Origin of the sequence: Pseudoalteromonas shioyasakiensis (genome assembly GCF_024518675.1) — a bacterium.
In the GTDB taxonomy this organism is placed as follows: domain Bacteria; phylum Pseudomonadota; class Gammaproteobacteria; order Enterobacterales; family Alteromonadaceae; genus Pseudoalteromonas; species Pseudoalteromonas shioyasakiensis_B.
Window position 1 is genome coordinate 228465 of sequence record NZ_JANIGL010000004.1, and the last position, 26890, is coordinate 255354.

The following is a 26890-nucleotide window of genomic DNA, read 5'->3' on the forward strand; positions in this document are numbered from 1 at the left end:
CCAAGATTAAGTTATAAATATCGTAGCAAAAAAAAGCCGCATAAAGCGGCTTTTTGACAACAAAATGCTAGAAAGAGTAACGGAAACCGATGTTATATCGAGCACCATACTGATTAGCACGGAGTAACTGCTCAGAGTAACGAACGTAAGTACGTTGTGTTTCGTCGGTTAAATTTAAACCTTCAAAAAACACCGTAAATTGCTCATTAACTGCGTAGTTTACATTCACATCCCACTGGCCGTAGGCTTCAGTGAAAATAGGGGCAGAATGTTGGTCAAAACCAGTTAAAAACTCATCACGCCAGTTATAAGAAAGACGCGCTGATAAGCCATCTAAGTCATAAATTGCAGAAAAGTTAGCTGAATCACTTAAGCCTGGTAACGCAAATTGGTAACCAATAGTGTCGCGATCGGCTTCAACGTCACCAAATACAAATGTTGCATTAGCTGCAATACCAAAACCTGAATCACCAAACATATGTTGTGAAGCAAGCTCCCAACCCCATAAGTTTGCTGTTTCAACATTGGTATCACGTGATACATAAAAAGTCGCTAACGGGTCTGTAGAGTCACCTAAAATTGGTGTGCCAGACTCGTTACCTAGGTTAGCATTTATTTGGTCGTGGATTGCTTGATCCGTAGGTTGGATACCTGCTTCAGCTAAATCTGCACGAGCTTGCTCAGCACGCTCACCAATAAATGCATCCGTAATATCGCCCATAGTTTCTTCAGTGGTTACATTCACTAAGAAGTTTTCAACCTGTTTACGGTAATAACCAGCAGATAAGTAGCTACCTTCACCGTAATAGTATTCTAGTGATAAGTCGATATTATCAGCTGTATATGGTTTTAAAGCAGGGTTACCTACAGCCACTTTACGTTGGCCTACTTTAGGGTTACCTAAGAACGATGTTGTTGAGCGAAGTGCGCTAACTGGAGGGCGCGCTAAACTTCTGCTGTAAGAGAAACGTGCAAGCACATCTTCAACCACTTCAACGTTCATATCAAAGCTTGGTAAAAATTCTTTAGTTGTGCCTTCACCTGTTGAGAAAGAGCGCTCATCAGCATAAATATACGACCATTCGTTACCATTAACCCATTCCATATTGATAGCTGGACGTTCAAGGCTGCTAGATGACACATCTGTTTGCTCATAACGTAAACCTGTGGTGATGTTTACTGGCATACCATTGAATTCAGTTTCAAAGTTAGCTTGCATATAAAATGCTAAGGTCTTTTCACTAACACGGTGATCATCATCAATTGGACCTGATTGCACTTGACCATTCACATCAGCAGGCCACGTACATGCACCTAAGCCAGCATCTGGATGATCGCAGTCAATACTTTCTGCAATGGCAACGATTTGGTCAAAATCAGCATCGTAATAGTAGTTTAATAACTTATCACTACCACCCCCTGAGAATCCATCCAGAAGGCCTGAGCTATCTACACGAGAGAATAAGCTGTCGTCATACCAATCAGCTGATTTAGTCCACCAACCTGCTGCCAATTGCCCTGAATAGGAAGTCGTAGTACGAAAATCAATTTTAGTATGAGATACACCAAAGTTAATACTTGCTAAAGCGCCACTGTCTTCATTAAACCAAGTACCTTTTAACTGAAACTGGTCAAGGTCATTAGTATTTTCGTCTTTATTTACACCGGCAAATAAGCTACCCATGTCACTTGGTAAAATTTCAGCTTGGCCATTTGTTAAGGTCATATCAATCAGTGGGATTTCACCTTGGCTAAAGTCTGCCATTTTTTCATCGATATTAACGGTCGGGTTATCACACCAATCACATGAGGTGTTACCTATGATCATAAATGCATCTTGGCCAATACCAACACCTGCACTCGTTGCTGATGAACTATGAGCGTCAAACTCAATGTTTAGGGTATCCGTTACTTGCCAATCAATATTAAAACCAAGAGATTTGTTTTCGTTTTCAGTTTGGCCTTGGTTTAAGTTGGTAGAGTAGTCGCCACCCACTTCAGTTACTTGTGTATAGGTGCCGTTTTCATTGATGGTAGCAGCATTTACGTTACCGCCATTGTTAAACCATAAGCCAAAGCTACGACCGTCTTTTTCAAATTCAAGCTTCGAATAGGTGTAATCAACCGTTGCGGTAATGTTATCTGTTGGCGCATATTGCAGAACTAATTGGCCGTTTGTACGTTTACGGCTATTGTCTGAAAATGCATACCCTGCGTTTTGCGGATACCAAGTTGAACCATCAGCACGTTGATTATTATCAGTTAGGGCAAGGTTTGGAGAAGTAGATAAATCGACATCAGGGATCCAGTTATCAACCGCCATTGATTGCTCACGATTGTCGCGCTCTTGTACAGAGCCTGAAATCAAGATTCCAAATTTGTCATCATTAAATGTATTGCTATAAATACCTGAAAGCTCAGGCGTTACGTCACTGCCGGTTTCGTTTGAAGTATCCATTACGGCTTTAGCACCGATTGATGCGTGCATGCCCGGATTTGAAAGAGGCTTAGCTGTTGTGATGTTAACTGTTGCGCCAATACCGCCACTAGATGCATCTGCGCGAGCCGTTTTATAAACTTCGACACCGCTTACACTTTCTGTAGCGATATCACCAAAATCAAACGAACGCCCGCCAGTTGTAGGCATTTGACGATCATTGAGTGTGACTAAGTTAAACTCAGGGCCAAAGCCGCGTACAGTAATTTTACTCCCTTCACCGTTACTACGGTCGATTGATACACCTGTGATCCGTTGCAGCGACTCAGCAAGGTTAGTATCAGGGAATTTACCAATGTCTTCAGATGTAATTGCGTCAACAACACCTGCCGATTGGCGTTTTATGTCCATAGACTTAACTAGACTACCGCGAATGCCTGAAACTTGAATAACTTCCATATCATTTGCAGTTGCGGGCTCTTCTTCGGCGACAGCGTTATGAGATGCCAATGCACTTAAACCCATAGCCATTGATAGGCTAACGGCAAGCTGATTTTTCTTAAAAAATGTGTGGTTCATGCAAATCTCCAGATTTGTTTTATCTTTTATGATTGTTGTCTTGTAAGCGCTTACATGGATGTTAAAAAAAATCGCCGAACCCGACTTTTGTTAATGTAAGCGCTTACAATAAGTTAGTAGAAAGTAAAACTCACGTCAATTAAAATCAGTTTTTAAATTAGGTATTAAAGGTTATCTATCTGTATTTATAAGAGTTATTTATCTGCTTAATTTAATTAAATACCTCGTATTGTGGTAAATATGTGGCAAAAATCGATTAAAAGGCAGAGTCATGTTGTTAACTTCTCCTTGCGTAAAGTTAACAACAGCAGTGCTTTGAGCAGTAAAATCCTAAAACAGAATATAAAATCTAGCAGAGACTTAAACACATTTGTTATGCTGGAGCTTCAATTTAGCCATATTTTTTATAGGGTAATGGATAATGCCAAGTGAGCAAACTAAAGCAAATATACCTCCTTCAAAAATTGTTTGTGTTGGGCGTAATTATGTTGCACATATTGAAGAGTTAGGTAACCAAGTTGCGCAGCAAATGGTGGTGTTTTTAAAGCCCAGTAGCGCTATGAGTGAGGTGCTTTTAAGCCAGCACTGCGCAGAAAGCCTGCATTTTGAGACTGAAATATGTTTTAAAGTGCAAGGGGGGCAACTAGCTGAAGTTGCTGTTGGTTTAGATTTAACAAAACGTGATTTACAAGCGCAGCTGAAAAACAGCGGCCTCCCTTGGGAGCGTGCAAAAGCATTTGATGGCGCAGCATTATTTAGTGAATTTGTTGTTATAAAGCAAACTGATATCGCAAAACTACAGGTTTCTTTGCAACTAAATAATAAGTTACAACAGCACGGTAATGTTGATTTAATGCTGTATAAACCTGATGTGATTTTAGCGCAGATAAGTGAATTTATGACCCTGAATGATGGCGATATTATCATGACAGGTACACCCGCAGGGGTTGGCCAAATACATGCAGGGGATACGTTTAACGCCCAGCTCCACTTGGCTGATCAGCTTCTTGTTGAACAGAGCTGGGTTGCGCAATAGGTTGTAATATTTGCTGCTGGTAATACTGATCAAAGTCTGTAAATGTGTTTTTAAGCCATTTGCGTTGACTCTCTTGGTATTTTTCTGAGGGTAGAATGTTTTGTTCCAGTCTATCATTAATAATCTTTAGGGCCTTTTTAGCAAAATCATTAGGTGCTGTTGCTGAGCAACCAACAGCACCAAGTACAAACTTTTCTCTAGGGCTGTCGATAGATAAAGTTACAACATTATTCAGCTTTGTATTACGGTTGTAGTAATCAGCTACAAAAGGGTAATCAATTGAATAGTCGATATAACCATGGTTTAACCTTGAAATAACAGCGCGACTTTCGTTTTCACTACTCCAACTTAACGAAGCTTTACTATTTATACCTGTATTTTGTGCAACGGTATTTATCTCATTGGTAAATTTACGTGCAGCTGATTTTCCAAAAATAAAGCTACTATCAGTAAGTAAGCTAATTAATCTTACAGTTGGACCATGGAGTTGACTAATTTTTTTTGCGTTTGCTGTTGTAGTGATAATACTAAAGGGTGGATAGACAGTTGTTGGAATTGAATACTTGGCTCTGGGTGTACTGTTCTTTCTATGGATCATACAAGGGTGGCATGCTTTGTGACCCTCGGTTAAATACTTTGTGATACGTTGGTTGGGTATTTGCAAGCGAGTGTGCTTAATCTGTGGTAATTCTTTTATTAATTGCTCGGTTAAATAATCGCATAACCCTCCATCTGGAGATTGCTCGCTCTTAGCTAAGTGAAAAGGAGCCGTGTCACTGTATAACCAGGTGATCTCTTCAATATTCTGCGATGAGCTTGAAAAAGAAATTATAAGCATAAAAGTGCAGGGCATTATTTTAATAATATTTGGAAACTTAGTCATACGGCTATCAAAATCTCCCTGAGAAAACACGGTTAAAGTATAATGGACTTTAATGTATTTTTTTGTAAAAAATAATGCCCTTTTTCATGGGCATTTATTCAGTTAGGTTTAAAAAGGCACTGGGAACTGTTGATACACCTGAGCGATATCATTCTGTGCTTGCTCGCTTAATTGAATATTAAATGCGTCTATGTTTTCTTTTAATTGTGCCATATTGGTTGCGCCAATAATTGTCGAAGTAACACCATCTACTTGGTTGCACCATGCGAGGGCTAGCTGGGCAGGCGTGATCCCTAAACCTGAGGCTATCTTTATATAGTGGTTAATCGCTTGCATCGATGCGGGCGTATTACGAAACAAGCCATTACGCTGAGTTAAAGTCCAGCGGCTACCTTCAGGACGTGCGCCATTTTGGTATTTACCACTTAACATTCCACCTGCTAATGGAGACCAAGGTAGATAAGCGACGTCTTCGTGAATGCATTGCTCTATAAGGTATGGCCAGTCTTTACCGTGAATCAGGCTAAATTCATTTTGAATCGAGGCCATGCGCGGTAAATTATGCTCTTCACTTAATCGTAAAAATTGGCTAATGCCCCAAGGTGTATCGTCAGATAAGCCACAATGTTTGATTTTTCCGGCTTTAACACAATCGTTTAAACCCTCAAGAATATCGAGCATGCTGGCGGTGTGTTGCTCTGTATCTGCGTCACTAAAACGCACAGTTCCGGGGAAATGCTTACCAAAATGCGGTGTTGTGCGATTGGGCCAATGTAATTGGTATAAATCGATCACATCAGTTTGTAAGCGTTGTAATGAGCTCTCGACTGCATCAATGACTGCTTGGCGAGTTATATCTTCACCGTTTCTTACCCAAGGAAGGCCGTTGCCTGCAATTTTAGTGGCAAGAACGATGTCATCACGTTTGTGCTTATTACGTGATAACCAGTTACCGATGATCGCTTCTGTTTTACCGTAGGTATCAGCGGTCGGCGGCACAGCATACATCTCAGCAGTATCAATAAAATTAACACCGTTTGCTAAGGCATAGGCAATTTGTTCGTCGGCATCAGCTTGCGTATTTTGCAAGCCCCAAGTCATACTTCCTAAACAGATGCGAGAAACCTCGACACCACTTTTGCCTAACGGGCTATATAACATGGTTATTCCTTTTAATCTTTTGCATAGGTTTTGAGAGCAGCTAAAAGCGGTTCGCTTAAATTCGCTTTTTTACCTGTTTTGAAATTAAACATCACTACTTGTGATGAACCTACTGTTGTTAATGCATTTTGTTGCTGACTAAAAACATTGTAGTGCATCATAAAGCGGTCAGCTTGAATATCACTAATGGTGACACCCACTAACACTGTATCAGGAAAGGTAACAGGTCGCTTATAACGTGCGTTGTTTTCACTGATCACCGGGCCAATCCCTGTTGTTTGTAAATCTTCGAGTAAATTTATTTGATTAAAAAAGTCAATTCGAGCCGTTTCAAAGTAACGAAAGTACACCACGTTATTGACGTGTTGAAGGGCGTCCATTTCACCCCAAGCGACGTTTATTTTTGTGTGAATAGGATGTTGTTCTATAAACGATTGCATAATAAAGCTCGGTTAATATAAAGAGTACTCAGGTTAGCAATATGCCGCTATGAGCTCAAGAAAATTAGAATAATCACAAAATCATGCTATATTTTTAGGTTCCAGTTTACGTAAATGATAGCTTTGGTTTGGTATTTTAATGATTTAAAGGAGCGAATTATGAATCCGGTTGCAGCAAAAATCACCAAATGGTTAGCCCTACTCGCACTGATATGCTTAGCGATTACTTGCTACGCAATGGGAAATGCCTCGGGAGCAATAGCGTTAGTTATTCTTGGCTTTGTCTTTGAAGGGGCATTTTGGCTATTTGGTCACAAATTAGTTAGCCGTAAAAAATCAGAGCGCTCACAATCACAAACATCCTAGCTTGCTAATCACTCAAACATAATTAATAATAGCTGTTCATATATACAGTTGTTTGGTTTGGGAATGAAAAAGTTTATTCATATCGACATGGATTGCTTTTATGCGGCAGTAGAGATGCGTGATAACCCCGCGCTTGCGAGTGTGCCGCTCGCAATTGGTGGCAATAGCCGTAGAGGGGTGCTATCAACTGCTAATTATATTGCTAGGCAATATGGTGTGCGCTCTGCCATGTCTAATTACCACGCTAAACAACTGTGCCCAGATTTAGTCATTGTCCCTGGGCGGATGCAGGTCTATAAAGAGATATCCCAGCAAATCCGTGCTATTTTTAAACGCTACACCGACTTGATTGAACCCCTTTCTTTAGATGAAGCCTATCTAGATGTAACCGATAGTACCGCCTGTAAAGGCAGTGCTACTTTGATGGCTGAGCACATTCGAGCTGATATTTATTCGGCTACTGGGCTTACAGCCTCTGCAGGCGTTGCACCGATTAAGTTTATCGCGAAAATTGCCAGTGACGAAAATAAACCGAATGGCCAATGTGTGGTGCTACCTGAGCAAGTTGATGATTTTTTAGCGCAACTGCCTTTAGGAAAAATTCCTGGTGTTGGCAAAGTCACCCTCGAAAAGCTTAATTTGAAAGGCTTATACACTGGGGTTGATGTGTGCGGTAAAGGCGTGAATTGGATGCAGCAACATGTAGGTAATTTCGGGGTCTCACTTTATCAAAAGTGTGCAGGGTTGCACATTGGCCAAGTATCCACTGAGCGAGTACGCAAGTCACTCAGTGTTGAACACACCTACGAATACAATAAAACCAGCTTACAAGCATGCTTAGAGCAACTACCTTTATTACTCGAAGAGTTAACCCGCCGATTACAAAAACAACAGTTAGAGCATCGTATTAATAAGCTCAGTGTGAAAGTTAAATTCGCTAATTTTGTGGTGACATCTGCTGATCAGTCCTATCATCAAATTGACACAGCAATTTTTACCGAACTGTTGAGCAAAGCTTATCAGCGTGGCAACCAACAACCCGTCAGGCTTTTAGGTATAGGAATTGGCGTAAAAAATGAGCCACAACAGCATCTTCAGTTAAGTATATTAGACTAAAGGTTTAGAGTAATATTTAAACAAATCTTGCTAGTGTAGAAATTAAACCACACACAATTAACTATAAGAGAGAATACTATGCAATCAGTTGTAATTGTACTGCTGGGTATGGTGGGAATGCTTTTTGGCTGGTTTGTTTATTCTAAATTTATCACTGAAAAGATTTTCAAAATGGATGACAGCTTTGTCACCCCAGCTCATGAACTTGAAGATGGTGTAGACTTTGTTCCCACCAATAAAGTGGTGCTTTGGGGGCACCACTTCACCTCTGTCGCGGGAGCAGCCCCCATCGTAGGCCCTGCAATCGCTGTTTATTGGGGTTGGGTCCCCGCAGTGTTATGGGTTGTATTTGGCACTATTTTCTTTGCCGGTGTGCATGATATGGGGGCCTTATGGGCCAGCGCGCGTAACAAAGGTAAGTCTATGGGAGCATTGTCTGAAACTGTAATAGGCAAGCGTACTCGTGCGTTATTTATGATTGTCGTGTTTTTGGTACTGCTTATGGTAAACGCGGTATTTGGGGTGGTAATCGCTAAGTCGTTTATTAATAGCCCGAATGCGGTTTTTCCTGCGTGGGCAGCGATAGTTGTCGCCTTGGTTATTGGTCAGCTACTACGTAAAAAAGTGTCGCTAATTCCACTGTGTTTCATTGGCGTTGGGATTTTATACTACACCATTTATTTGGGGAGCAGTATGCCAATTAGCTTACCCGATGAGTTATTTGGTTTAAGTGCGAATGCCAATTGGATCATTATTTTATTTGTTTATGCGGCGATAGCGTCGTTGTTGCCTGTTTGGATGCTACTACAGCCTCGTGATTTTATTAACGGCATGCAATTGCTGGTGGGACTAGTGTTGTTATATGGTGCTGTTTTTGTCTCTATGCCTGATATTACTGCACCAGCATTTAATACCCAAACTGCCATAGATACCCCCAGCATTATCCCATTATTATTTGTGACCATTGCCTGCGGAGCGGTGTCTGGGTTTCATGGTATTGTGTCATCAGGTACTAGTTCTAAACAACTTAACAAAGAAACCGATGGTCGTTTTGTCGGTTATTTAGGTGCTGTAGGTGAAGGCATGCTTGCGCTTATCACTTTAGTTGCCGTTAGTGGCGTTGCACTGGCGATGTCTCCAGAGGAATGGCACGAAATATACAGTCATTTGGGAGCTGGTAGTGTTGGGGCATTTGTAAATGGTGGTGCTAACTTAATAGAAAGTGGTTGGGGCATTTCGAATGAAATTGCTTCAACCTTGCTTGCTGTGATGGTGGTGTTATTTGCTGGCACAACTATGGATTCAGGTGTGCGCTTGCAGCGCTATATCATCCAAGAATGGGGTGATATTTATAACATTAAGGTCATCAAAAATGGCATTATTGCCACCCTAATTGCAGTGCTAAGTTGCTTATTGTTAGCCTTTGGTGCGGGCGGAGCAAGTGGTAGTGGTGGCATGATTATTTGGCCGTTGTTTGGCTCAACGAATCAGATTCTTGCTAGTTTAACCTTACTTGTTATCTCAGTGATGCTGATAAAAGCTAATCGCCCCGCTAAGTACACTTTGATCCCTATGAGCTTTGTATTGGTTATGGCATTTTTTGCTGGCGTGATTAAGTTAGGTGAATATTACCAACAAGGGAATTGGTTACTTGTCATTTTAGATGTTGTGGTACTCGTTATTAGTGTCTTAGTGATGCTTGAAGCTTGGTCAGTAATTGCTAAGCATAAACGCGAAAATAACACGACAGAGACATAATAGTGCGCAATTAAAACTGTAATGCCAAGTTGCCAGCGAGGTTTTAGCTCATCTCACTGAGCTGGCAATAGGTAGTCAAATAAATGATAATAAGGTCCTGAGCTTTTTGACAACAGGACCTTTTTTTATGGCATATCCACAAGCCGTTGCGGCCCCGCAACTAGATAACGCAAAACATGATGCGCTTATTATTATTGCTGATGACTTTTCAGAGTTAGATGATCCTAATTTGAGTAAGGCGATTAAAGCTCAAATGGCTGTTGATGCGCGTATCGGTAAGCAAGTGACATTACTTGTAGTCGACTCAAAACGCGTAATTTTAGCACCTACTGGTCCTTTAAATCGTGATTATGATGACGTTCGCCGTTATTTTGATGCCGCCAAATTAGCAATTAATGAAGCTAAAGCATCGGGAAGTAAAAAACCAGCAATGTTTTTGCCGCAAGCCAGCCAAGATAGTCGTTATCAATACGCATTAGAAGTGGCTTATTTAGGCGCGTGCCAAGCGCTATGGCAACCACTTGAAGCACGAGAATTCCATGGCGAAAGTATTGAGCCTATTACACAAATTGCCTTATTTGGCGCGAATGAACAAACAATAAAAGCAGTGAATGCTATTGCTGCAGGGCAATACGCTGCGCGAGACCTGTGTGGTACTGAACCTGAGCGCATGGCGCCACCACGCTTTGCAGATTACTGCGTTGACTTATTTAAAGACTCTAGCGTTAATGTTGAAGTGATTTCGGATATTGCTACCATTGATAAAGACTACCCAATGATGAGTACTGTTGCCCGTGCTTCGTATGCCGTTGAGCGTCATCATCCTCGCGTTGTTAAATTAGAATATGTTCCTGAGGGTGAAGTAAAGCGTACTTTAATGTTTGTAGGTAAAGGTCTGGTATATGATACTGGGGGCGCTGATTTAAAAGTTGGTGGCTTTATGGCAGGCATGAGCCGTGATAAAGGCGGCGCAGCATCGGTTGCTGGGTTTATGAAATCGGTTGCAGACTTTCAGCCGAAAGGCGTCAAAGTTATTGCTTATTTAGCTGTGGTTCGCAATTCAATTGGCTCTGATTGTTTTGTTCCTGATGAAATAATCACTAGCCGTGAAGGCGTGCGTGTACGCATCGGTAATACTGACGCTGAAGGCCGCCTTGCGATGGGTGATTTACTCAGTGAGATGAAAGACCTTGCTAAAAACGAGGTGAATCCTGAGCTTTTCACTGTGGCAACTTTAACCGGTCACGCAGCCAGAGCTATGGGTCCATACAGTGCTTATGTTGAAAATGGCCCGGCACGTGCGGCAAATGTATCACGTAAATTAGCGGATATAGGTGATGTTTGGGCTGATTGTGCAGAAGTATCACGTAGTCGTCGTGAAGACTATGCTTTTGTTAAGCCTCGTACATTGGCTGATGACGTGCTTTCAAGTAATAATGCGGCATCTGCTGTAACGGCTCGTGGCCATCAATTCCCAATGGCTTTCTTAGCAATTGTTGCTGGCTTAGATAAGCACGGCCTTGATTCAAAGCAACCATTACCTTATGTGCATATGGATATTGCCGGCAGCGGTGTTGAAGGTGGTGACTGGCAACACGGTAAACCAACAGCGGCGGGTTTAAGTAGTTTATTTGCCCGCTACTGTTTATAACTAAACGTGTTATATAAAAAGCCCCGCTAACTTCAGTAGCGGGGCTTTTTGTTGTTTATTATCGCTGTTTAGTAGCTGGTGAGCAGATGCTATTAGTCTAATTTGAAGCGATTAACTACCTCAGTTAATTCTTGGCTACTTTGTTTTAAATTATCACTAGCATCCGATAACTGTGCCGTGTTTGACAGTGATTGCTCAGTGGATTGTGATAATTCGTTTATGCGTAAATTTACCTCATCAGCTGCACTAGACTGCTGCTCTGTGGCACGGGCAATCTGGCCATTCATATCCGTTATAACCGTTACCAGTCGCTCAATTTCGCTCAGAGATACATTGGCCGCACCTGCTTGCTCTACTGTGCTACTTGAAAGCTGCTGGCTTGCTGTGACGGCATCAACTGCTGCCTGCGCCCCTTTTTGTAATTTAGCGATCATGGTTTGAATTTCATCTGTGCTTTTACCGGTACGACTTGCAAGGGTGCGTACTTCATCAGCTACAACAGCAAAACCACGGCCTTGCTCGCCAGCACGGGCAGCTTCAATTGCAGCATTCAAAGCAAGTAAGTTGGTTTGCTCGGCAATGCCTCTGATCACGTCAAGTACTGAGCCTATATTGTTACTTTCTTGGGCTAAATCGGCAGTGACCTGGCTTACGGTTTCAATGTTATGAGACAGGGTTTCAATGGCTGTAATGGTTTGTGCAACAACATTTTTACCCTCTGATGCATTACTCGCGGCTTCAACGGCTGCATGCTCAGCGGCCTCAGCATTACGGCTGACGTCATGTATTTGATGAGTCATTTGCTCCATGGCTGCGGCAACTTGAGTTGAACTATCGTTTTGTAGCTCAATAAATGAATGATTGGTTTTGCTGGCGTCATCAACATTATGAGCATATTGGTTTACATCATGGGCGTTTTGCGCAACATGTTTAAGTGACTCACGCATTTTTTGAGTATATAAATTAAAATAATGAGACAGCCGAGAGACCTCATCGTTGCCATCTTCATCTAAGGTTTGGGTTAAGTCACCTTCACCTTGTGATATGTCTTTCATCATGTCGGCAGCAAGTTGAGTTGGTAGTAAAATGCTGCGAGCAATTAAATAACTTAGGCCAATTAATACCGCAATGATAATTGCCGCGTTGAGAATAACTAAATTACGAAGGTGAGCAAAAGCTTCATCTATGGTGTCTATGTAAACACCTGAACCTATAATCCATTGCCATTGGCTAAAGCCTTTAACATAGGCTATTTTATCTACGGGCTCGTCTTTACCTGGCTTTGGCCACTTATAAGGGATCATGCCTTCACCTTGCTTTTTGACAATGTTAACCATATCGACAAACAGTAAGGTGCCGTCGGGATCTTTATTATTACTTAGCGATTTACCATTGAGTTCAGGCTTAAAAGGGTGCATCACCATCGCCGGTTGAAAATCGTTGATCCAAAAATAGTTATTGTTGTCATAACGCAGTGCGCCAATTGTACTTAGCGCCTGCTGCTTAGCTTGCTGCTCAGTCAAATTGCCATTTTGTTGCTGCTCGTAAAAGTGGGTAACAATACTATGAGCTGACTCAACAAGGTTTTTTGTTTTTGTGTGTTGCTCATCTTTTAGTGAACTATATTGCTGAGTGAGTGAAGTGATGCTTAAAAAGAGTAAGCCGATCACAACAACACAAACCAAAAGCGCTAAGCGCTGAAAGATGGTAAAACGACGAAGGTACGCCATGGTGAATCCTCTATGTGTGTTATCTATTAAGCGTAGTAAAAAAAGACAATAAATCTAGGAACTTGCTAACATAAATAACGAAAATTAATAACACACTAAGCTATTTTAACTAGTCCAAAAAAAAGGCTGATTTTGCAATCAGCCTTTAGTCTAAAAATTATTTTAATTCAGTAACTTATTTAACATCAAAATGACGGTTAAAGAAGTTAGTTATGGTTTGATGTAAATGAGTCTGTACTTGTTTACCACGTAAGCTGTGCTTAGAGCCTGGGTAAGTCATCATCTCAAACTGTTTTTCATTGTCTTGCAGTTGTTTAAATAACTTAGTGGCATGAGTAAATAATACGTTGTCATCAGCCATACCATGATAAATCATGAGTGGACCTTTTAAGCCGTCGGCATAAGGGAATACAGCACTGTCGGTATAACCTTTAGCGTTAGTATCTGGGTGTGATAAATAACGCTCAGTGTAGTGAGTATCGTATAACGCCCAATCAGTCACTGGCGCACCCGATACACCCGCTTGAAAGTAATCGCCGGCTTTAAACATGGTCATTAGTGCCATGTAGCCACCGTAACTATGACCATAAATACCAATCCGCTGTGGATCAACATAATCAAGCGTACGAAGGAATTCGACGCCTTTTATTTGGTCAGCAACTTCTACCACACCAAGATTTTTGTAAATGGCATCTTCAAACTTTTTACCTCGGTTGTACGAACCTCGGTTATCGAGCTGAAATACTACATAGCCTTGTTGCGCCATATATTGGAAATATAAATTTTTACTGCGCCAGCTGTTAGTAACACGTTGAGCGTGTGGGCCGCCATATACATTGACCAGTACAGGGTGCTTTTGACCATTATTTACTGTAGCTGGTTTAAACAAACGATAATGCATGATTTGACCGTCTTCTGCGGTCAATGTGCCGTATTCAGGTTCAGCTAAATCATTTAAGTAAGGTGTTAGAGGGTGGTTGTTATCAAGCTTATTTTGCTCAAGCCATGTAATAAATTCACCATTTACTTTACGTAATGCGGCAGAGTTTGGTTTATTGACTGATGAGCTATTATCAATAAAGGTTTTGCTGTCTTTTGCCATGACGACTTTGTGATAAGCACCTTGCTCAGTTATACGTTTGATATCGCCTTTTTTGAATAATGGCGTGCTGTATAAGTGGCTTTCAAGTGGTGTATCTTTACGGCCAGCAAAGTACACAATGCCTTTTTTCTCATCAATGCCTTTTAAGCTATCAACAACCCAATCGCCACTGGTAATTTGGCGAATAAGCTTGCCGTTTGTACGGTATAAGTAAAGGTGTTTAAAGCCATCACGCTCCGAAGCCCAGACAAAATGTTTTTTGTCTTTTAAAAATTGCAAATCAAAGTGTAGGTTTAGCCATGTCTCGCTCGTTTCAGTTAGCGCGACTTTTTGCTGCTTACTTTGGCTGTTATAAAAGCGCAGCTCTAGTTTATGTTGTGAACGATTTTGCCACTGATAAGATAAGGTCTTATCATCTTCTAACCATTTAGCGCGGGCGATGTAAATATCTTCATCTTTGCCTAAATCAACCCAATCAGTTTGTTGGTTGTTGATTTTTACCACGCCGAGTTGAATTTTTACATTATTAGTGCCGGTAAACGGGTAACGTTGATTGAAGAGTTTCACTTCATCGGCGTAAATTTCGTTTCGAATAGCTTCTTTGACTGGGCTTTCGTCAATACGAGTGAAGGCAATTTTAGATTCATCACCTGACCACCAGTAACCAGTCATACGGCCCATTTCTTCTTGCGCCACAAATTCAGCCATGCCGTTTTTTATTACGCCGCCACCATCTTTGCTAAGTTGAACTTCTTTACCTGATTTAAGGTTAAGCGCATATAAGTTTTGTTCACGAATAAACGATACATAGTTACCTTTAGGAGAAAAACGGGCATCGGTTTCAAAGGCTTCAGTATTGGTTAGCTTGCGACTTTTAGCTGTAGCTAAGTCATAGTAATAGAGATCGCCGTTGAGTGGGAAAAGTAGAGCTTTACCGTCTTTTGACCACTTGTACTCTAAAATTCCTTTACCAAAAATACGTTGGCGCTCTCGACGTGCTTTTTCTTCATCTGATAAGTTTTCAGGACCAGAAAATAACTGCGCGGAGTCCACTAATAGGCGGTTTTTATTGTCTTTTAAATTGTATTCCCAAAGATCATAACGGTTATAGTCGTCAGTTTTACCTTGCAAGTAAGTAACGCGGCTACCATCAGGAGAGAACTTAAGCTGTACAGGTGCCTTACCCGCTAAGCTTGGATCGTCAAATATCCGTTCTAATGTGAGTGGCTTTGCTTGCACAGTAATAGCTGTAGCTACTAAGGGTAGGGCCCATGAGAGGTGTTTGATTTTTTTTAACACGTATTTACCTTCGCTCGAATAAAAACTGTCATGATGGTAAAGCCAAGCGTGGGCAACTGCAACTAAATGCTTTAAAGTAGCTTAAAGTAAGATGGATAACACAGGAGTTAACATGACAGCTAAATTTGAATTAGCCCCAGAGCTGACACGAGATTGTATTGAGATCACAGATTGGCCGCTTTGCAAAGTGCTCTTAATGAACGACAGTCAATACCCTTGGTTTATTTTAGTGCCACGCCAAGCGGGTTTAAAAGAAAGTATTGATTTGAGTGAAGCAGAGCAAATTGTTTTAATGCAAGAGTCGGCTAAGTTAAGTCGATTACTGCAAGATATTTTCTCCCCTGATAAGCTCAATGTTGCAGCGCTGGGTAATATGGTGCCACAGCTGCATATTCATCACATTGCCCGCTATAAAACGGATGCTGCGTGGCCAGCACCAGTGTGGGGTAAATATCCTGCTAAGCCATATTCCGATGAACAAATACTTAAATTAAAAGCAGTTTTTAGCTAACACCTTTATTTATTTAGCTTTTACGCTAGGCTATATATTCATTATTTAACATTAGAGAAAGACGACAATGAAAGTCGTAATGGGTTTTTTGTTACTCGTTTTGAGTATGAGCTGTTATGCAAAGCCATTATTGTTTGTTGGAACAGAGTTTCACTCGATACTTGAAACAAGCAAATCAGGAGAAATTGTAGGTATAGGGGCTGACATTGTTTACCTAATGGAGCAACGTTTAGGGCATGACATCGAAATTTTAGTGGTGCCTTTCAAGCGTGCGTTGCAAATGGTAAAAGACGGCACTGCGGACGGTTTAATTGGCCCTTATAAATCGCAAGAACGCGAGCAATATATGCAGTATACCCAGCAGCATATATATGAAGATCCCGTTTACTTTTATAGTAAAGTCGCTAGCCAAATTGAATGGCATGGTGATTATAGTTTATTTAAAAATAAAATTATTGCGATTGTATTGGGTTGGTTTTACGGTGCTGAATTTGAAAGTCATCGTGATTCTTTATATTTATCAGAAGTAACAAACCTTGATGCAAGCTTTAAATTATTGATGGCAAACCGAGTGGACTTAATGATTGCTCACCCAAGGGCTGTTAATTGGTTATTAGAGCAGCAAGGTATACAAAATGAAATTAAAGCGCTGCAACCCGCTATAGCATTAAATAAAGGTTATTTTGCTTTTTCGAAAAAATTGGTAAATAAAAAGTTTATCGCACAATTTGATAGCCAGTTAACAGCGATGGCTAAAAGTGGTGAGTTGACAAAACTTGTGCAAAAGTACCCTGATATACAATTTAGTAACTGATTTAATTTTATCTAAATAGCAAATAATACGTCTGTACTAATTTGATATAAAAAGTGCTGCAACAATGGCAGCACTTTAGTCATCTGATTAGGGGGTAGTCAATTGTAATTAATAAACTAAATTAGTTCAGCCCTAGTACTGTTTTACCTTGTTTGAAGGTTACATCAACAGGGATATTTGCTTGGCTTAGTTTTTCTAAGTCTTTAGCCAATTCTTCTTTGATATCACCATGAGTGGCAATTAGTTGATCCACTTTTTGGTAATCACCATCCCCTTGCAAGGTCAAAATAAGGTTAGATAGCTTAGCCATTGCTTGTCCCATTTTTTCCATGTTTACACGGTATAGACCTTGCTCATTTTTAGAGAATGCGCCTTCTTGGGCAAAAAAGTTAAAGCGGATCATGTTTGCTTTACCATGAGCACTTGATGCACCAAAGCGCACCGAACGGAAAATACCCGCCATAAACGTGGTGTAGTAATCTTCAAGAGTGCCTTGTGTGATTTCGCCTTTCTTAAGTAATTGCTCAACCATGTATAAACCAAGAATGTCTGCTTTGCCTTCTTCAAGAGCGCTGGCATGCTCTTGTAATGATTGGCGCACAGTGCCTTTGTCAGTGATGGTGTTTTTGATACCTAAACCGTGAGCCACTTCGTGGAACATAGTATTAGCAAAAAACGCATCAAAGGTAATGTGCTTACGTTGTTCTGGCACAATTAACTGCTCAGCAATAGGCACTAAAATTTTATCAAATTTAGCGCGCATAGCATTTTTTAGTTGCAAGCGGCGAGTGCCTTTTTCAAGCTGTACTTGCTCATCATTTGGTAGATTAATCGCAATTGTTTTACTACCCGCATTTGAGTGACCGGCATAATAAACAACGTCGTAAGCGTTTAAGTCAGCATCAGAGCCTGGTACTTCTTGTTTATATTTATCATCTACCGGTAGGCCTTTTTGTAATTCAGGTAAAAAGGCTGCAAATTTGGCTAAGCGCTCGCTCCAAGCTAAGTCTTTTACTAGTACATAGGATTCAAATGCGGCGCGAGAACCAAATAGTTGATCTTCGTATGTTTCAATCGGACCAATAACCACATCAATAGGGTTATTTTTCATGTCCATCCATGCAAAATCCGACGTTTGGTATTCATCGTTTAACAGTGCATCAGCACGTAAATTTAAGTAATTAGCAAATTCTTTATCATCGGCAAGCTTACTTGCTTCGCGCAGTAAGACCGCTGCTTTTTCTAGTGCTTGCGCGTATTCTACAGAATACGAAACGGTATAAAGTTTGCCGTTTTCATCTCGTTTAACAACAGAATAAAGGCCGTTTTTATCTTCAACATCAGCGTTGTTCAGCTCTTCTTTTGTGATATCCGCAGGGTAGAATTGGGCGCCTGGGGTTTTTTCATCATAACCAGATAAAAAAGGTTGGTCGCCATTTAAGCGATCCCAAGGTCCGTAGTTTATGTCGGCAAACTTTCGTACTTGCGGATCATTTATTTGTGCTAAAAAGCTGGCTTTATCTTCACCAAAGGCTTGACGCCAAAATAGCTCATCCATAATTTTTGAGGCATCAATCAGTTTGGCTATCATGGCTTTTTGATTCTCACTTAGATGAGAAAGATCAGTTGTTAAACTAAAGTCAGTATAAATTGCTAAGCGATCAGTATCGGCATTGATTAGCTGTGGTGATGTGGCCGTAGCTGCAGGTGTTGTTTTTTCTGCAACTGGCGCGTCTGTTTTAGGTGTAACGGCGTGTTCTGAACATGCACTAAGAAAAGCTGCACCGCAAAAAACCAGTGCTTGGCTAATTTTGTTAAGAGTCATTTTGTTGCCTGTTAAAAGTGAAGTAATAATCAGCAGCTGAATAAGTTGGCTGCTTGCTCGCTTGTGCTATGCATTAAAGCAAACCTTACCCGTAAATAGCAAGTTTGCTGCGTTTTAACCAATAAAGGTGGGCAGTGTTGTGTGGTGAAAAAATAAAACACAGATAATTTGTGTAATTTTCTTAACTTTAGCGGTAAGTTAGACAATACTGTAGCTATAAAAATACATTCCATAGCTTTGCATTATAAGTAAAGTAAGATAAAAGGATGGCACATCTATGTCAACAGAAAACGCGCTATTAACCATTTTGGTTGACCGTATAAATAACGACACTTTAGTGTTACCAACGCTGCCGGAAGTTGCAGTACGTGTTCGTCAAGCCGCGGACGATCCAGATGTCAACTTAACGCAAATGGCAGATGTGATTTCTCATGACCCTGCATTAGCTGCACGCATGATAAAGGTTGCCAATAGTGCGTTTATGGGGCGCTCAATCAAGGTAACTAATTTAAATCAAGCGGTGACGCGAATTGGGCTCAGGCAAATAAAAAACATTGCCACAGCGATGGCGATGGAGCAGCTGTTTGTTTCTAACAATGAGCTAATTAAAGGCTATATGGATAAAGCATGGCAAAAAACTCTTAAAGTGGCGTGTCATTCTATTTCATTAATGGAGTTCTTTTTAAAAGACAATAAACAAACTTCATTGAATCGCGATACCATCACGCTGGCATCTTTAGTATATAACATTGGTGTGTTACCTATTTTAACGGAGGCTGAGCGCCACCCAGAAGTATTTGCTAACCCTAGCTTTTTAGCGCATGCGATTCAAAAGCTCAGTGGTAAAGTGGGTGGGGCGATTATGCGTGCATGGGATTTCACTGACGAGTTTGTCGAAGTGGCTGAAAGCTGGGCTAATCCTAACTATCGCCCTGAGCATATTTGCTATGTTGATTTCATTCGTATTGGTGCAATTATGGAGGGGATTTTACAAGTGTCTGATAAATCTGCGGCATTACAGATGTATATCGATAAAGGTGTGATCCCATCATTAGAGATATTTGCAACCGATGAATACAATGACATGCTAGATGATGTGAAATCGGTTTTTAGTTAAAGCCTGATCGCAGGTTGAGTAAAAAGCGCCAAAACATGGCGCTTTTTTGCTTTTTAACGGTTAAGCTAAATCGTCAGCATCACCTAAGCCTGATGTTAGCTCTTCAAGCATTTGCTTAATTTCTTCTGAAGCAAGTATAAAGTCAGCGTCGAGCTTTATTATCATGTCTTCTTTTGGAATATCTGCATTTTCTTCTTTAAGTGTATCTGAATAGCTTAGACGTTTAATTGAACCGTCATTTTGTAGCATAAACTTAAGACGCTCTTGCCAGTCAAGGGCAAGCTTGGTAACACGCTTTCCGCTTTCAAGGTGAGATTTCACCTCATCACATGCTAAATCATGGCCTTTAAGCTTAACTTGAGCGCCGCTGTCATCAGCTTCTTCAAGTTCTGCATCTGAGCCAATTGCAAATCCTTCTGGGGTGCTAAAGTTAGTGAGCCAATCAGTTAAAAACACGTCTAAATCATAATTGGCAAACGCAGGAACAACCGGCAAAGTGCCCAGTGATTTACGTAATAGCGCTAATAACTCTTCAGCTTTATTGAAGCTACCACTGTTTACAACTACCCAACCGTTTTCTTGGTCGATAAATGCAAATTGTAAGCTCGATTTTTTAAAGGCTTGCGGTAACAAGGTGTGAAGAATATTTTCTTTAAGCTCGTCTTTTTCTTTTTTCTTAACAGGGCGGTTTTCTTCAGCTTCTATCTGCTCTATTTTCTCTGCAACCATTTCGTTTACAACAGCTGCTGGCAGCACTTTTTCTTCGCGCTTTGCGCACACTAAAATGCTTTTTTGTGAAAAATGAGACAATGACTCGCCATGTTTACCAAAGGCTTTGGTCCAGCCAAAGGTGCTTAAATCTTGGCTACCACAAGGGCGAAATACATCTTGTTCTAGCGCGTTATCGAAGTCTTCTTGGGTATATGAAACATCTTGTTTAAAGCGGTAACAAATCAGGTTACTAAACCACATAGGGGAATTGATCCATTTGGTAAATTTGCTCAATCATAGCAATAAAAACCGCATGCTGAAATGGCTGATTTGGTTAATGCTCAGCAATTAAGCTAAGCATTAACCTAAACTTAAAATGCGGTTAATTATTGAAGATGGAAAGTGGCTTTGGCATGTCTTTAGGGAAACTAATATGGTAGTGCAAGCCGTTACCAGGCGAGCTCGAAACTTCAATCTCGCCGCTTAAGGTTTGTTTTACTAAGTTAAAGGTAATATGAGTGCCTAAACCACTGCCACCTTGATCGCGTTTAGTGGTAAAAAATGGGTCAAATAATTTTTCGAGCTGTTGCTCGCTCACGCCATTGCCATTATCTTTAAAGTCGATAATGACATGGTTGTCATCATCTTTAATCAGAATATCAATCACGCCATTACTGACACCGTCAAAGCCGTGAATGAGTGAGTTCATAATCAAATTAGTAAATATTTGACTGATCGCACCAGCGGGTAGGTTTAATGTAAGATCTTCAGGGCAGTCTAAATTAATATGATGGCTGGTATTTTTAATTTTTGGATGCAACGACCGAATAACTTCTCCAAGGTACTCTTTAAAGTTAATGGTTCTTACTGCTTCACTGGCTTGGTCCACCGCAATTTGTTTAAAGCTAGCAACCAGCTCTGACGCTCTATCTAAATTGCTTGTCAGTAAGCTGGTGCTTTGTTTTGCATCATTGATAAACTCTTCCAGCGCCTTAGGCGACAACGTTTTATCTTTATAGGCCGCTTCTATTTGCATTAAGCGCTCTTGTAAAAATGACGTTGCGGTAACCCCAATACCAACGGGGGTGTTAATATCATGGGTAATACCTGCCACTAACCCGCCTAAAGCGGCCATTTTCTCAGAGCCGACCAAGCGCTCTTGCGCTATATTTAATTCATCTACGTAACGTTGCATTTCTTTTTGTTTGGTCAACAGCTCTTGCTCGGTATGACGGCGTAAATCAACTTCTTCAGTGAGCGTTAGCTTTTGTTTTTCAAGCTCATATTTCTGCTGTTGTAAGTCCATCATAGCTTGGCTAAGATTGGAGGTTTTACGTGCGACTTCTTGTTCTAATTGCAGGTTGTGCTGATCGAGTTTTTCGTTACTAATCAATAGTTCTTTTTGAGTGTGTTCGAGCTCTTTACGGTATTGCACAACTTTATCAATAAGCTTGTTAAAAGACTGCTCCATTACTTTTAATTCGTTATGTTCAGTCGTTTCTATATTTATATGTTGGCCTTCTAGATCGTTAAGCTCTAGATCTTCAATTTGCTCTGTTAATTGGTCAAGTGGCTCAGTTAATAATTTTCTAAACGCCATTAAAAACAAAATTATTAAAAACGTGGTTTTGATCATCGCATTACCAATTAAAAAGTAAATTGAGATCATTATGCGGCTAAATACCACTTCTCGGCTGGAAAAAAGAGTCACGTCACCGACTTGGGTTGCGCGTCCTGAAAATTCAAAAATAAGTGGAAAGGTATAACCAAATAAACCTGATGGTGTGTCTTCTATTATTGCTTCTTCTTGTACAAGTTGCTGGCTGTATAACTCGCGAATATCAAGCGAACGACCCAATTGGGAGATAATCTCGCCGCTATCATCACGTACTATGATGCCTTCAATCATTGGGATTGCGAGTAGGCCTTCAGCTGTAGTGATTGTTTGCTTGGTGTTAAGTTCCCATATAGCACGGGTCAAACTACGGCTAAAGGTTTTTTGTAGTGTTGTAAGCTCGTCACGAATGTAATCTTTCGTGTTCACGTATTCTGCAATAACTTGGCCGCAAGTGACTACAAATGTAAGTAAAAAGTAGACTGATAATACGCTGGTCAATAGCTTTTTAGAGAGGCTTTTTTGTAGCATGGATTGTCCATAGCTCCTTGGTGGCAATTACATTAAGTTATGCTTGCTACTAAAGTTAGCTAATAAACGTCTAAAAATAAATAAAAGAATCATTTTTTCGTTAACAAATATAGCAAATATTCTTTTTTAGCAAAAACTTAAGCTTATCTAGCTTGATTATTTGTGTTATAAAATCACAGTCCTTTAGTAAATAAAAATGAGTAGAAAACTCGCTCATTAACTTTTTTATTCTTAATCAAGTTGTTAATGGTATGAATTTTTCAATATTAGTATGTGATGACTCAACTGTAGCACGTAAGCAAGTTGTTCGCTGTTTAAATGAATGTATTGAAGCAGATATTATGCAAGCAAAGAACGGCAAAGAAGCTTTAATGCTGCTACAAGAACATTGTTTTGACTTGGTTTGTCTTGATTTAACGATGCCTGAAGTCGATGGTGTGCAAGTGCTAGAAGCAATCAAAATGCAAAAAATAGAATGTTTTGTGTTAGTTATTTCTGCTGATATTCAGGCACAGATGAAACAGCGTGTGGCAAAGTTAGGGGCAATAGACTTTATTAATAAGCCAATAGATAAGTCAAAGTTAAACGAAATACTGCATAAATTTGGCATCCATTAGATTGCTATATAACCAAACAGCATAATTTATCTTTTAATTTAGGGTTGACATAATAGCCACCTTTCAGGCAGTCTTAAGGCTATGAAAACAAATAATCAAGTACTGACCATTATTATTACAACCACCATTCTTACTGGATAGTGGCATAGGTCGGTGCAACAAATTTAAAGGCCTGTGTTCACTAAGAACACAGGCCTTTTTTCGTTTTATGGGATGAGGAAACATAAAAAATGCGAGTATTAAAATTTGGTGGGTCATCACTTGCCGACTTTGCGTGTTTACAACAGGTAGCTCAGTTAGTTAAAGCGCAACTAAAAGATGAAATGTTATTGGTATTGTCAGCGCCAGGTGGTATGACTGACTCTCTTGTTGCGCTGGCGAGCAGCGCAGAACAAGGACTTGATTACAGCGACCAATGGCAAGCTTTAACACAACGTTGTGAAAGCTTAAAAAGTGCGGTAGAAGCCGAGGCCGGTCTGGTAGGAAACTGGCCTGACCTTAATGAATTAAGTAATAAGCTTGCAGGCGTTAAACTTATTAAGTGTTGCCCTGATGAAGTACGTGCGTATGTTATTAGTTTTGGTGAGCGTGTTAGCGTGTCATTAATGCAGTGTTTGCTAAGTTCACACAATGCACGTTATTTAGAAGCCACAGCTTGCATCGCTTCTACAGGTGGTCATATTGATGCTGAAGCTGATTTAGCTGCAAGTAAGGTTCGTTTTCAAGCTGCATTAAAAGAAAGCCCTGCAAGTATTTACATCATGCCTGGTTTTACCGCAAGTAATGAACAAGGTGAGCTAACAACGCTTGGCCGTAATGGCTCTGATTATTCAGCAGCGATTGCTGCAGCGTGTTTAGAAGCCGATGTGTGCCAAATCTGGACTGATGTAGATGGCGTATATAATGCCGATCCTCGCTATATTAAAAAGGCGACTAAGGTCGATTTCTTATCTTATAAAGAAGCGATGGAGCTATCTTACTTTGGTGCTAAAGTGCTTCACCCGAAAACAATTTTACCGTGCGCTAAAGCGGGCGTGCCATGTGAAATTAAAAATACGCACAACCCAGATGCACAAGGCTCATTGATTGGTAATGATTATTCGTCAGATGAACCTGTAAAAGCGCTGTCTAGCTTACAAGAACTTGCCATGTTAACGGTTTCGGGCCCAGGCATGAAAGGTAAAGTAGGTATGGCATCAAAGGTATTTAATGCCCTTGCTCATGATAACGTGTCTATTGTGCTCATCACGCAATCCTCGTGTGAATTTAGTATTAGCTTCTGTGTTCATGAATCAGATTTAGCCCTTGCACTTGAAGCCTTACAAACAGCCTTTGAACTAGAGTCGCAAGCGGGCTTAATTGAGCCAGTACAAGTGCAGCGTAATTTAGCGATTGTCACACTCGTTGGTGACAATATGCGCGCCCATAAAGGCTTAGCGGCTAAGTTTTTTGCCTCTTTAGCACAAGCACAGGTAAACATTGTGGCGATTGCACAAGACTCGACAGAAAGTGCTATCTCAGCGGTTATCGATGGTGAATTGTGTAACGATGCTGTAAAAGTGTGCCATGAAAACTTCTTTACTCATATTCCATCAATTGATGTTTTCTTACTGGGTTGTGGCTTAGTCGGCCAAGAGCTAATTCAGCAGCTTGAGCGCCAACAAGCATGGCTTGAAAAACGTAATATTAAACTTAATTTGTATGGCGTAGCTAATTCTCGTCAGCTACACCTTGATAGTGAAGGGGTGCAATTTGCTGATTGGCAGCAAAAGCTCGCAGCATCAGAGCAAGCGTTTGACTTAAAACTGGTTGAGCAATTTGTAAAGCAAAATCATTTAATCAACCCAGTGTTGGTAGACTGTACATCGTCAGATGCTTTAGCTGCGCAGTATGTCGACTTTTTAAATGCCGGTTTCCATGTCGTGGCAGCCAATAAAAAAGCCACAACCAGCTCGTATACGTATTACCAAGATCTGATTCGCGCGACGCAAAAAAATAACCGCAAATTTTTATATGAAACAAACGTAGGTGCGGGCCTTCCGGTTATAGATAACCTACAGTCGCTATTTGGCGCTGGTGATGAACTACTTGAGTTTAGCGGTATTTTATCAGGTTCACTGTCGTACATGTTTGGTGCGTTAGAAGATGGTTTATCACTATCAGCAGCAACAGTTAAAGCAAAAGAAAATGGATTTACTGAGCCAGACCCTCGTGATGACTTATCAGGCACTGATGTTGCCCGTAAGCTATTAATTATCGCCCGCGAAGCAGGATTAAAATTAGAGCTCAGCGACATTGAAGTTGAGTCAGTACTACCTGAAGGATTTGCGCAAGGTGACAGTGTTGATGACTTTATGGCAAAACTGCCTAGTTTAGATGCCGCTTTTAACGACCGTATTCAAAGTGCAGCGAGTGAAGGCAAAGTGCTACGTTATGTTGGTACTATCAAACAAGGTCACTGTAAAGTAGGTATTGAAGCTGTTGATTCTAGCCATGCACTGAGTGTTATTCGTGATGGTGAAAATGCATTAGCAATTTTGAGTGAGTACTACCAGCCACGTCCATTTGTTATTCGTGGATATGGGGCGGGCTCTGCTGTAACAGCCGCCGGTGTATTCGCAGATATCTTAAAAACATTGTCTCGTTAGGAGAGGGCTATGATTGAAGTATACGCGCCAGCTTCTATAGGTAACTTTGCGGTAGGGTTCGATGCCTTAGGTGCAGCGCTTGCGCCGATTGATGGCACTTTATTAGGTGATGTTGTCGCTGTTAGCTCAGCACCGGTTGATGAGTTTATCTGCTCTGGTGACTATGCCCATAAGCTCCCCAGTGACGCCAGTGAAAATTTAGCATATCAATGTTTGGTGCATTTTCGTGAACATGTAGCACCCAATATGCCGACGGTTAAGCTTGAACTTAAAAAGAACTTACCAATAGGCTCAGGGCTAGGATCAAGTGCTTGCTCAGTGGTTGCCACATTTGCAGCGCTTGATAAGTTTGCCGATACAAAGCTTAGTCAAGTTCAGCTTATAGAATTAATGGCTGATTTTGAGGCCATTGTCAGTGGGGGCCGTCACTATGACAACATTACCCCATGCTACTTAGGTGGCTTGCAGCTAACGGGCGATTTAATCCCAGACAAATCACTGGCGTTACCAGTGGATGAGAGCTGGTATTACGTGGCGGCTTTTCCGGGTTTTTCACTCAATACAGCCAAGGCACGTTCGGTGTTACCTACGCAGTTAAGCATGCATGCGAGTGTAGAGTTTGCCCAGCGCTTATCGGCGTTTAGCACGCTACTGCTCACGAACCGTTTTGATGATGCTTTATCAATTATGAGTGATGAAATAGCAGAGCCACACCGTGCACCGCTCATCTCTGGGTTTAGCGAAGCGAAAGCAGCGCTACCTGAACTAGGCGCTGAAATTGTGAGTATTTCAGGAGCAGGACCTACGTTATTTACTGTGTGTAAAACGCTTGAAGCGGCAAAGCAGTGCGAGCAATGGCTACAAAGCAATTATATAAACGAACAAGGCTTTTGCCATATCTGTAAGTTGGATAATGCCGGCACGCGTCAGTTATAAGAATTTA

The 26890-nt window shown here is 40.9% G+C and carries 20 protein-coding genes; 11 read left to right on the forward strand and 9 right to left on the reverse strand.

Going from position 1 to position 26890, the window contains the following annotated elements:
- Positions 1-67: 67 nt before the first annotated feature.
- Positions 68-3016 (reverse strand): TonB-dependent receptor, encoded by a 2949-nt coding sequence (locus NQT69_RS13810; protein WP_256828268.1) that lies wholly within the window; start codon positions 3014-3016, stop codon positions 68-70.
- A 421-nt stretch (positions 3017-3437) separates the two neighbouring features.
- Between NQT69_RS13810 and NQT69_RS13815 the strand changes: the two genes are divergently transcribed.
- Positions 3438-4052 (forward strand): fumarylacetoacetate hydrolase family protein, encoded by a 615-nt coding sequence (locus NQT69_RS13815; RefSeq protein ID WP_256828269.1) that lies wholly within the window; start codon positions 3438-3440, stop codon positions 4050-4052.
- Here NQT69_RS13815 and NQT69_RS13820 read toward each other — a convergent pair.
- The 3 genes from NQT69_RS13820 to NQT69_RS13830 form a co-directional block, all read right to left on the reverse strand.
- Positions 3991-4890 (reverse strand): ABC transporter substrate-binding protein, encoded by a 900-nt coding sequence (locus NQT69_RS13820; RefSeq protein WP_256828270.1) that lies wholly within the window; start codon positions 4888-4890, stop codon positions 3991-3993. The genes NQT69_RS13815 and NQT69_RS13820 overlap by 62 nt on opposite strands.
- Positions 4891-5043: 153 nt before the next feature.
- Positions 5044-6096, reverse strand: a complete 1053-nt coding sequence (locus NQT69_RS13825; protein ID WP_256828271.1) for an aldo/keto reductase — start codon at positions 6094-6096, stop codon at positions 5044-5046.
- A gap of 11 nt (positions 6097-6107) precedes the next feature.
- Complete coding sequence (locus NQT69_RS13830) at positions 6108-6536, reverse strand: acyl-CoA thioesterase (protein WP_256828272.1); 429 nt, start codon at positions 6534-6536, stop codon at positions 6108-6110.
- A gap of 159 nt (positions 6537-6695) precedes the next feature.
- On the opposite strand from NQT69_RS13830, the gene NQT69_RS13835 reads away from it, so the two are divergent.
- The 4 genes from NQT69_RS13835 (at position 6696) to NQT69_RS13850 (ending at position 11427) form a co-directional block, all read left to right on the forward strand.
- Positions 6696-6902: a hypothetical protein gene (locus NQT69_RS13835; RefSeq protein ID WP_256828273.1), complete on the forward strand. Its 207-nt coding sequence runs from the start codon at positions 6696-6698 to the stop codon at positions 6900-6902.
- A 63-nt stretch (positions 6903-6965) separates the two neighbouring features.
- Positions 6966-8018, forward strand: a complete 1053-nt coding sequence (gene dinB / locus NQT69_RS13840; protein WP_256828274.1) for a DNA polymerase IV — start codon at positions 6966-6968, stop codon at positions 8016-8018.
- Between the two features lie 78 nt (positions 8019-8096).
- Complete coding sequence (locus NQT69_RS13845) at positions 8097-9776, forward strand: carbon starvation CstA family protein (RefSeq protein WP_256828275.1); 1680 nt, start codon at positions 8097-8099, stop codon at positions 9774-9776.
- Between the two features lie 127 nt (positions 9777-9903).
- Entirely contained in the window at positions 9904-11427 is a 1524-nt protein-coding gene (locus NQT69_RS13850) for a M17 family metallopeptidase (protein ID WP_256828276.1), read from the forward strand.
- Between the two features lie 92 nt (positions 11428-11519).
- Here NQT69_RS13850 and NQT69_RS13855 read toward each other — a convergent pair whose 3' ends face one another.
- Complete coding sequence (locus NQT69_RS13855; protein WP_256828277.1) at positions 11520-13157, reverse strand: methyl-accepting chemotaxis protein; 1638 nt, start codon at positions 13155-13157, stop codon at positions 11520-11522.
- Positions 13158-13332: 175 nt separating this feature from the next.
- Positions 13333-15558, reverse strand: a complete 2226-nt coding sequence (locus NQT69_RS13860) for a S9 family peptidase (RefSeq protein WP_256828278.1) — start codon at positions 15556-15558, stop codon at positions 13333-13335.
- Between the two features lie 112 nt (positions 15559-15670).
- Here NQT69_RS13860 and NQT69_RS13865 point away from each other — a divergent pair, with 112 nt between their 5' ends.
- Positions 15671-16069 (forward strand): HIT domain-containing protein, encoded by a 399-nt coding sequence (locus tag NQT69_RS13865; RefSeq protein ID WP_256828279.1) that lies wholly within the window; start codon positions 15671-15673, stop codon positions 16067-16069.
- Between the two features lie 67 nt (positions 16070-16136).
- Positions 16137-16883, forward strand: a complete 747-nt coding sequence (locus tag NQT69_RS13870) for a substrate-binding periplasmic protein (protein WP_256828280.1) — start codon at positions 16137-16139, stop codon at positions 16881-16883.
- A 121-nt stretch (positions 16884-17004) separates the two neighbouring features.
- On the opposite strand, the gene NQT69_RS13875 is transcribed toward NQT69_RS13870, so the two are convergent.
- The gene (locus tag NQT69_RS13875) at positions 17005-18708 is read right to left on the reverse strand and encodes a dipeptidyl-peptidase 3 family protein (protein ID WP_256828281.1); all 1704 of its coding nucleotides are present in this window, start codon (positions 18706-18708) and stop codon (positions 17005-17007) included.
- 277 nt (positions 18709-18985) lie between these two features.
- Here NQT69_RS13875 and NQT69_RS13880 point away from each other — a divergent pair, with 277 nt between their 5' ends.
- A complete protein-coding gene (locus NQT69_RS13880) occupies positions 18986-19825 on the forward strand; it encodes an HDOD domain-containing protein (protein ID WP_256828282.1) in 840 nt (279 codons plus the stop codon).
- 60 nt (positions 19826-19885) lie between these two features.
- On the opposite strand, the gene rdgC is transcribed toward NQT69_RS13880, so the two are convergent.
- Both rdgC and NQT69_RS13890 read right to left on the reverse strand, forming a co-directional pair.
- The gene (gene rdgC / locus NQT69_RS13885) at positions 19886-20797 is read right to left on the reverse strand and encodes a recombination-associated protein RdgC (protein ID WP_087532393.1); all 912 of its coding nucleotides are present in this window, start codon (positions 20795-20797) and stop codon (positions 19886-19888) included.
- A 121-nt stretch (positions 20798-20918) separates the two neighbouring features.
- Positions 20919-22682, reverse strand: coding sequence for a sensor histidine kinase (locus tag NQT69_RS13890; protein WP_256828283.1), 1764 nt, complete (start codon positions 22680-22682; stop codon positions 20919-20921).
- A gap of 251 nt (positions 22683-22933) precedes the next feature.
- Here NQT69_RS13890 and NQT69_RS13895 point away from each other — a divergent pair, with 251 nt between their 5' ends.
- The 3 genes from NQT69_RS13895 (at position 22934) to thrB (ending at position 26883) form a co-directional block, all read left to right on the forward strand.
- The gene (locus NQT69_RS13895) at positions 22934-23299 is read left to right on the forward strand and encodes a response regulator (RefSeq protein WP_256828284.1); all 366 of its coding nucleotides are present in this window, start codon (positions 22934-22936) and stop codon (positions 23297-23299) included.
- A gap of 230 nt (positions 23300-23529) precedes the next feature.
- Positions 23530-25947: a bifunctional aspartate kinase/homoserine dehydrogenase I gene (gene thrA / locus NQT69_RS13900; RefSeq protein WP_256828286.1), complete on the forward strand. Its 2418-nt coding sequence runs from the start codon at positions 23530-23532 to the stop codon at positions 25945-25947.
- A 9-nt stretch (positions 25948-25956) separates the two neighbouring features.
- Positions 25957-26883: a homoserine kinase gene (gene thrB / locus NQT69_RS13905; RefSeq protein ID WP_256828287.1), complete on the forward strand. Its 927-nt coding sequence runs from the start codon at positions 25957-25959 to the stop codon at positions 26881-26883.
- Positions 26884-26890 lie beyond the last annotated feature (7 nt).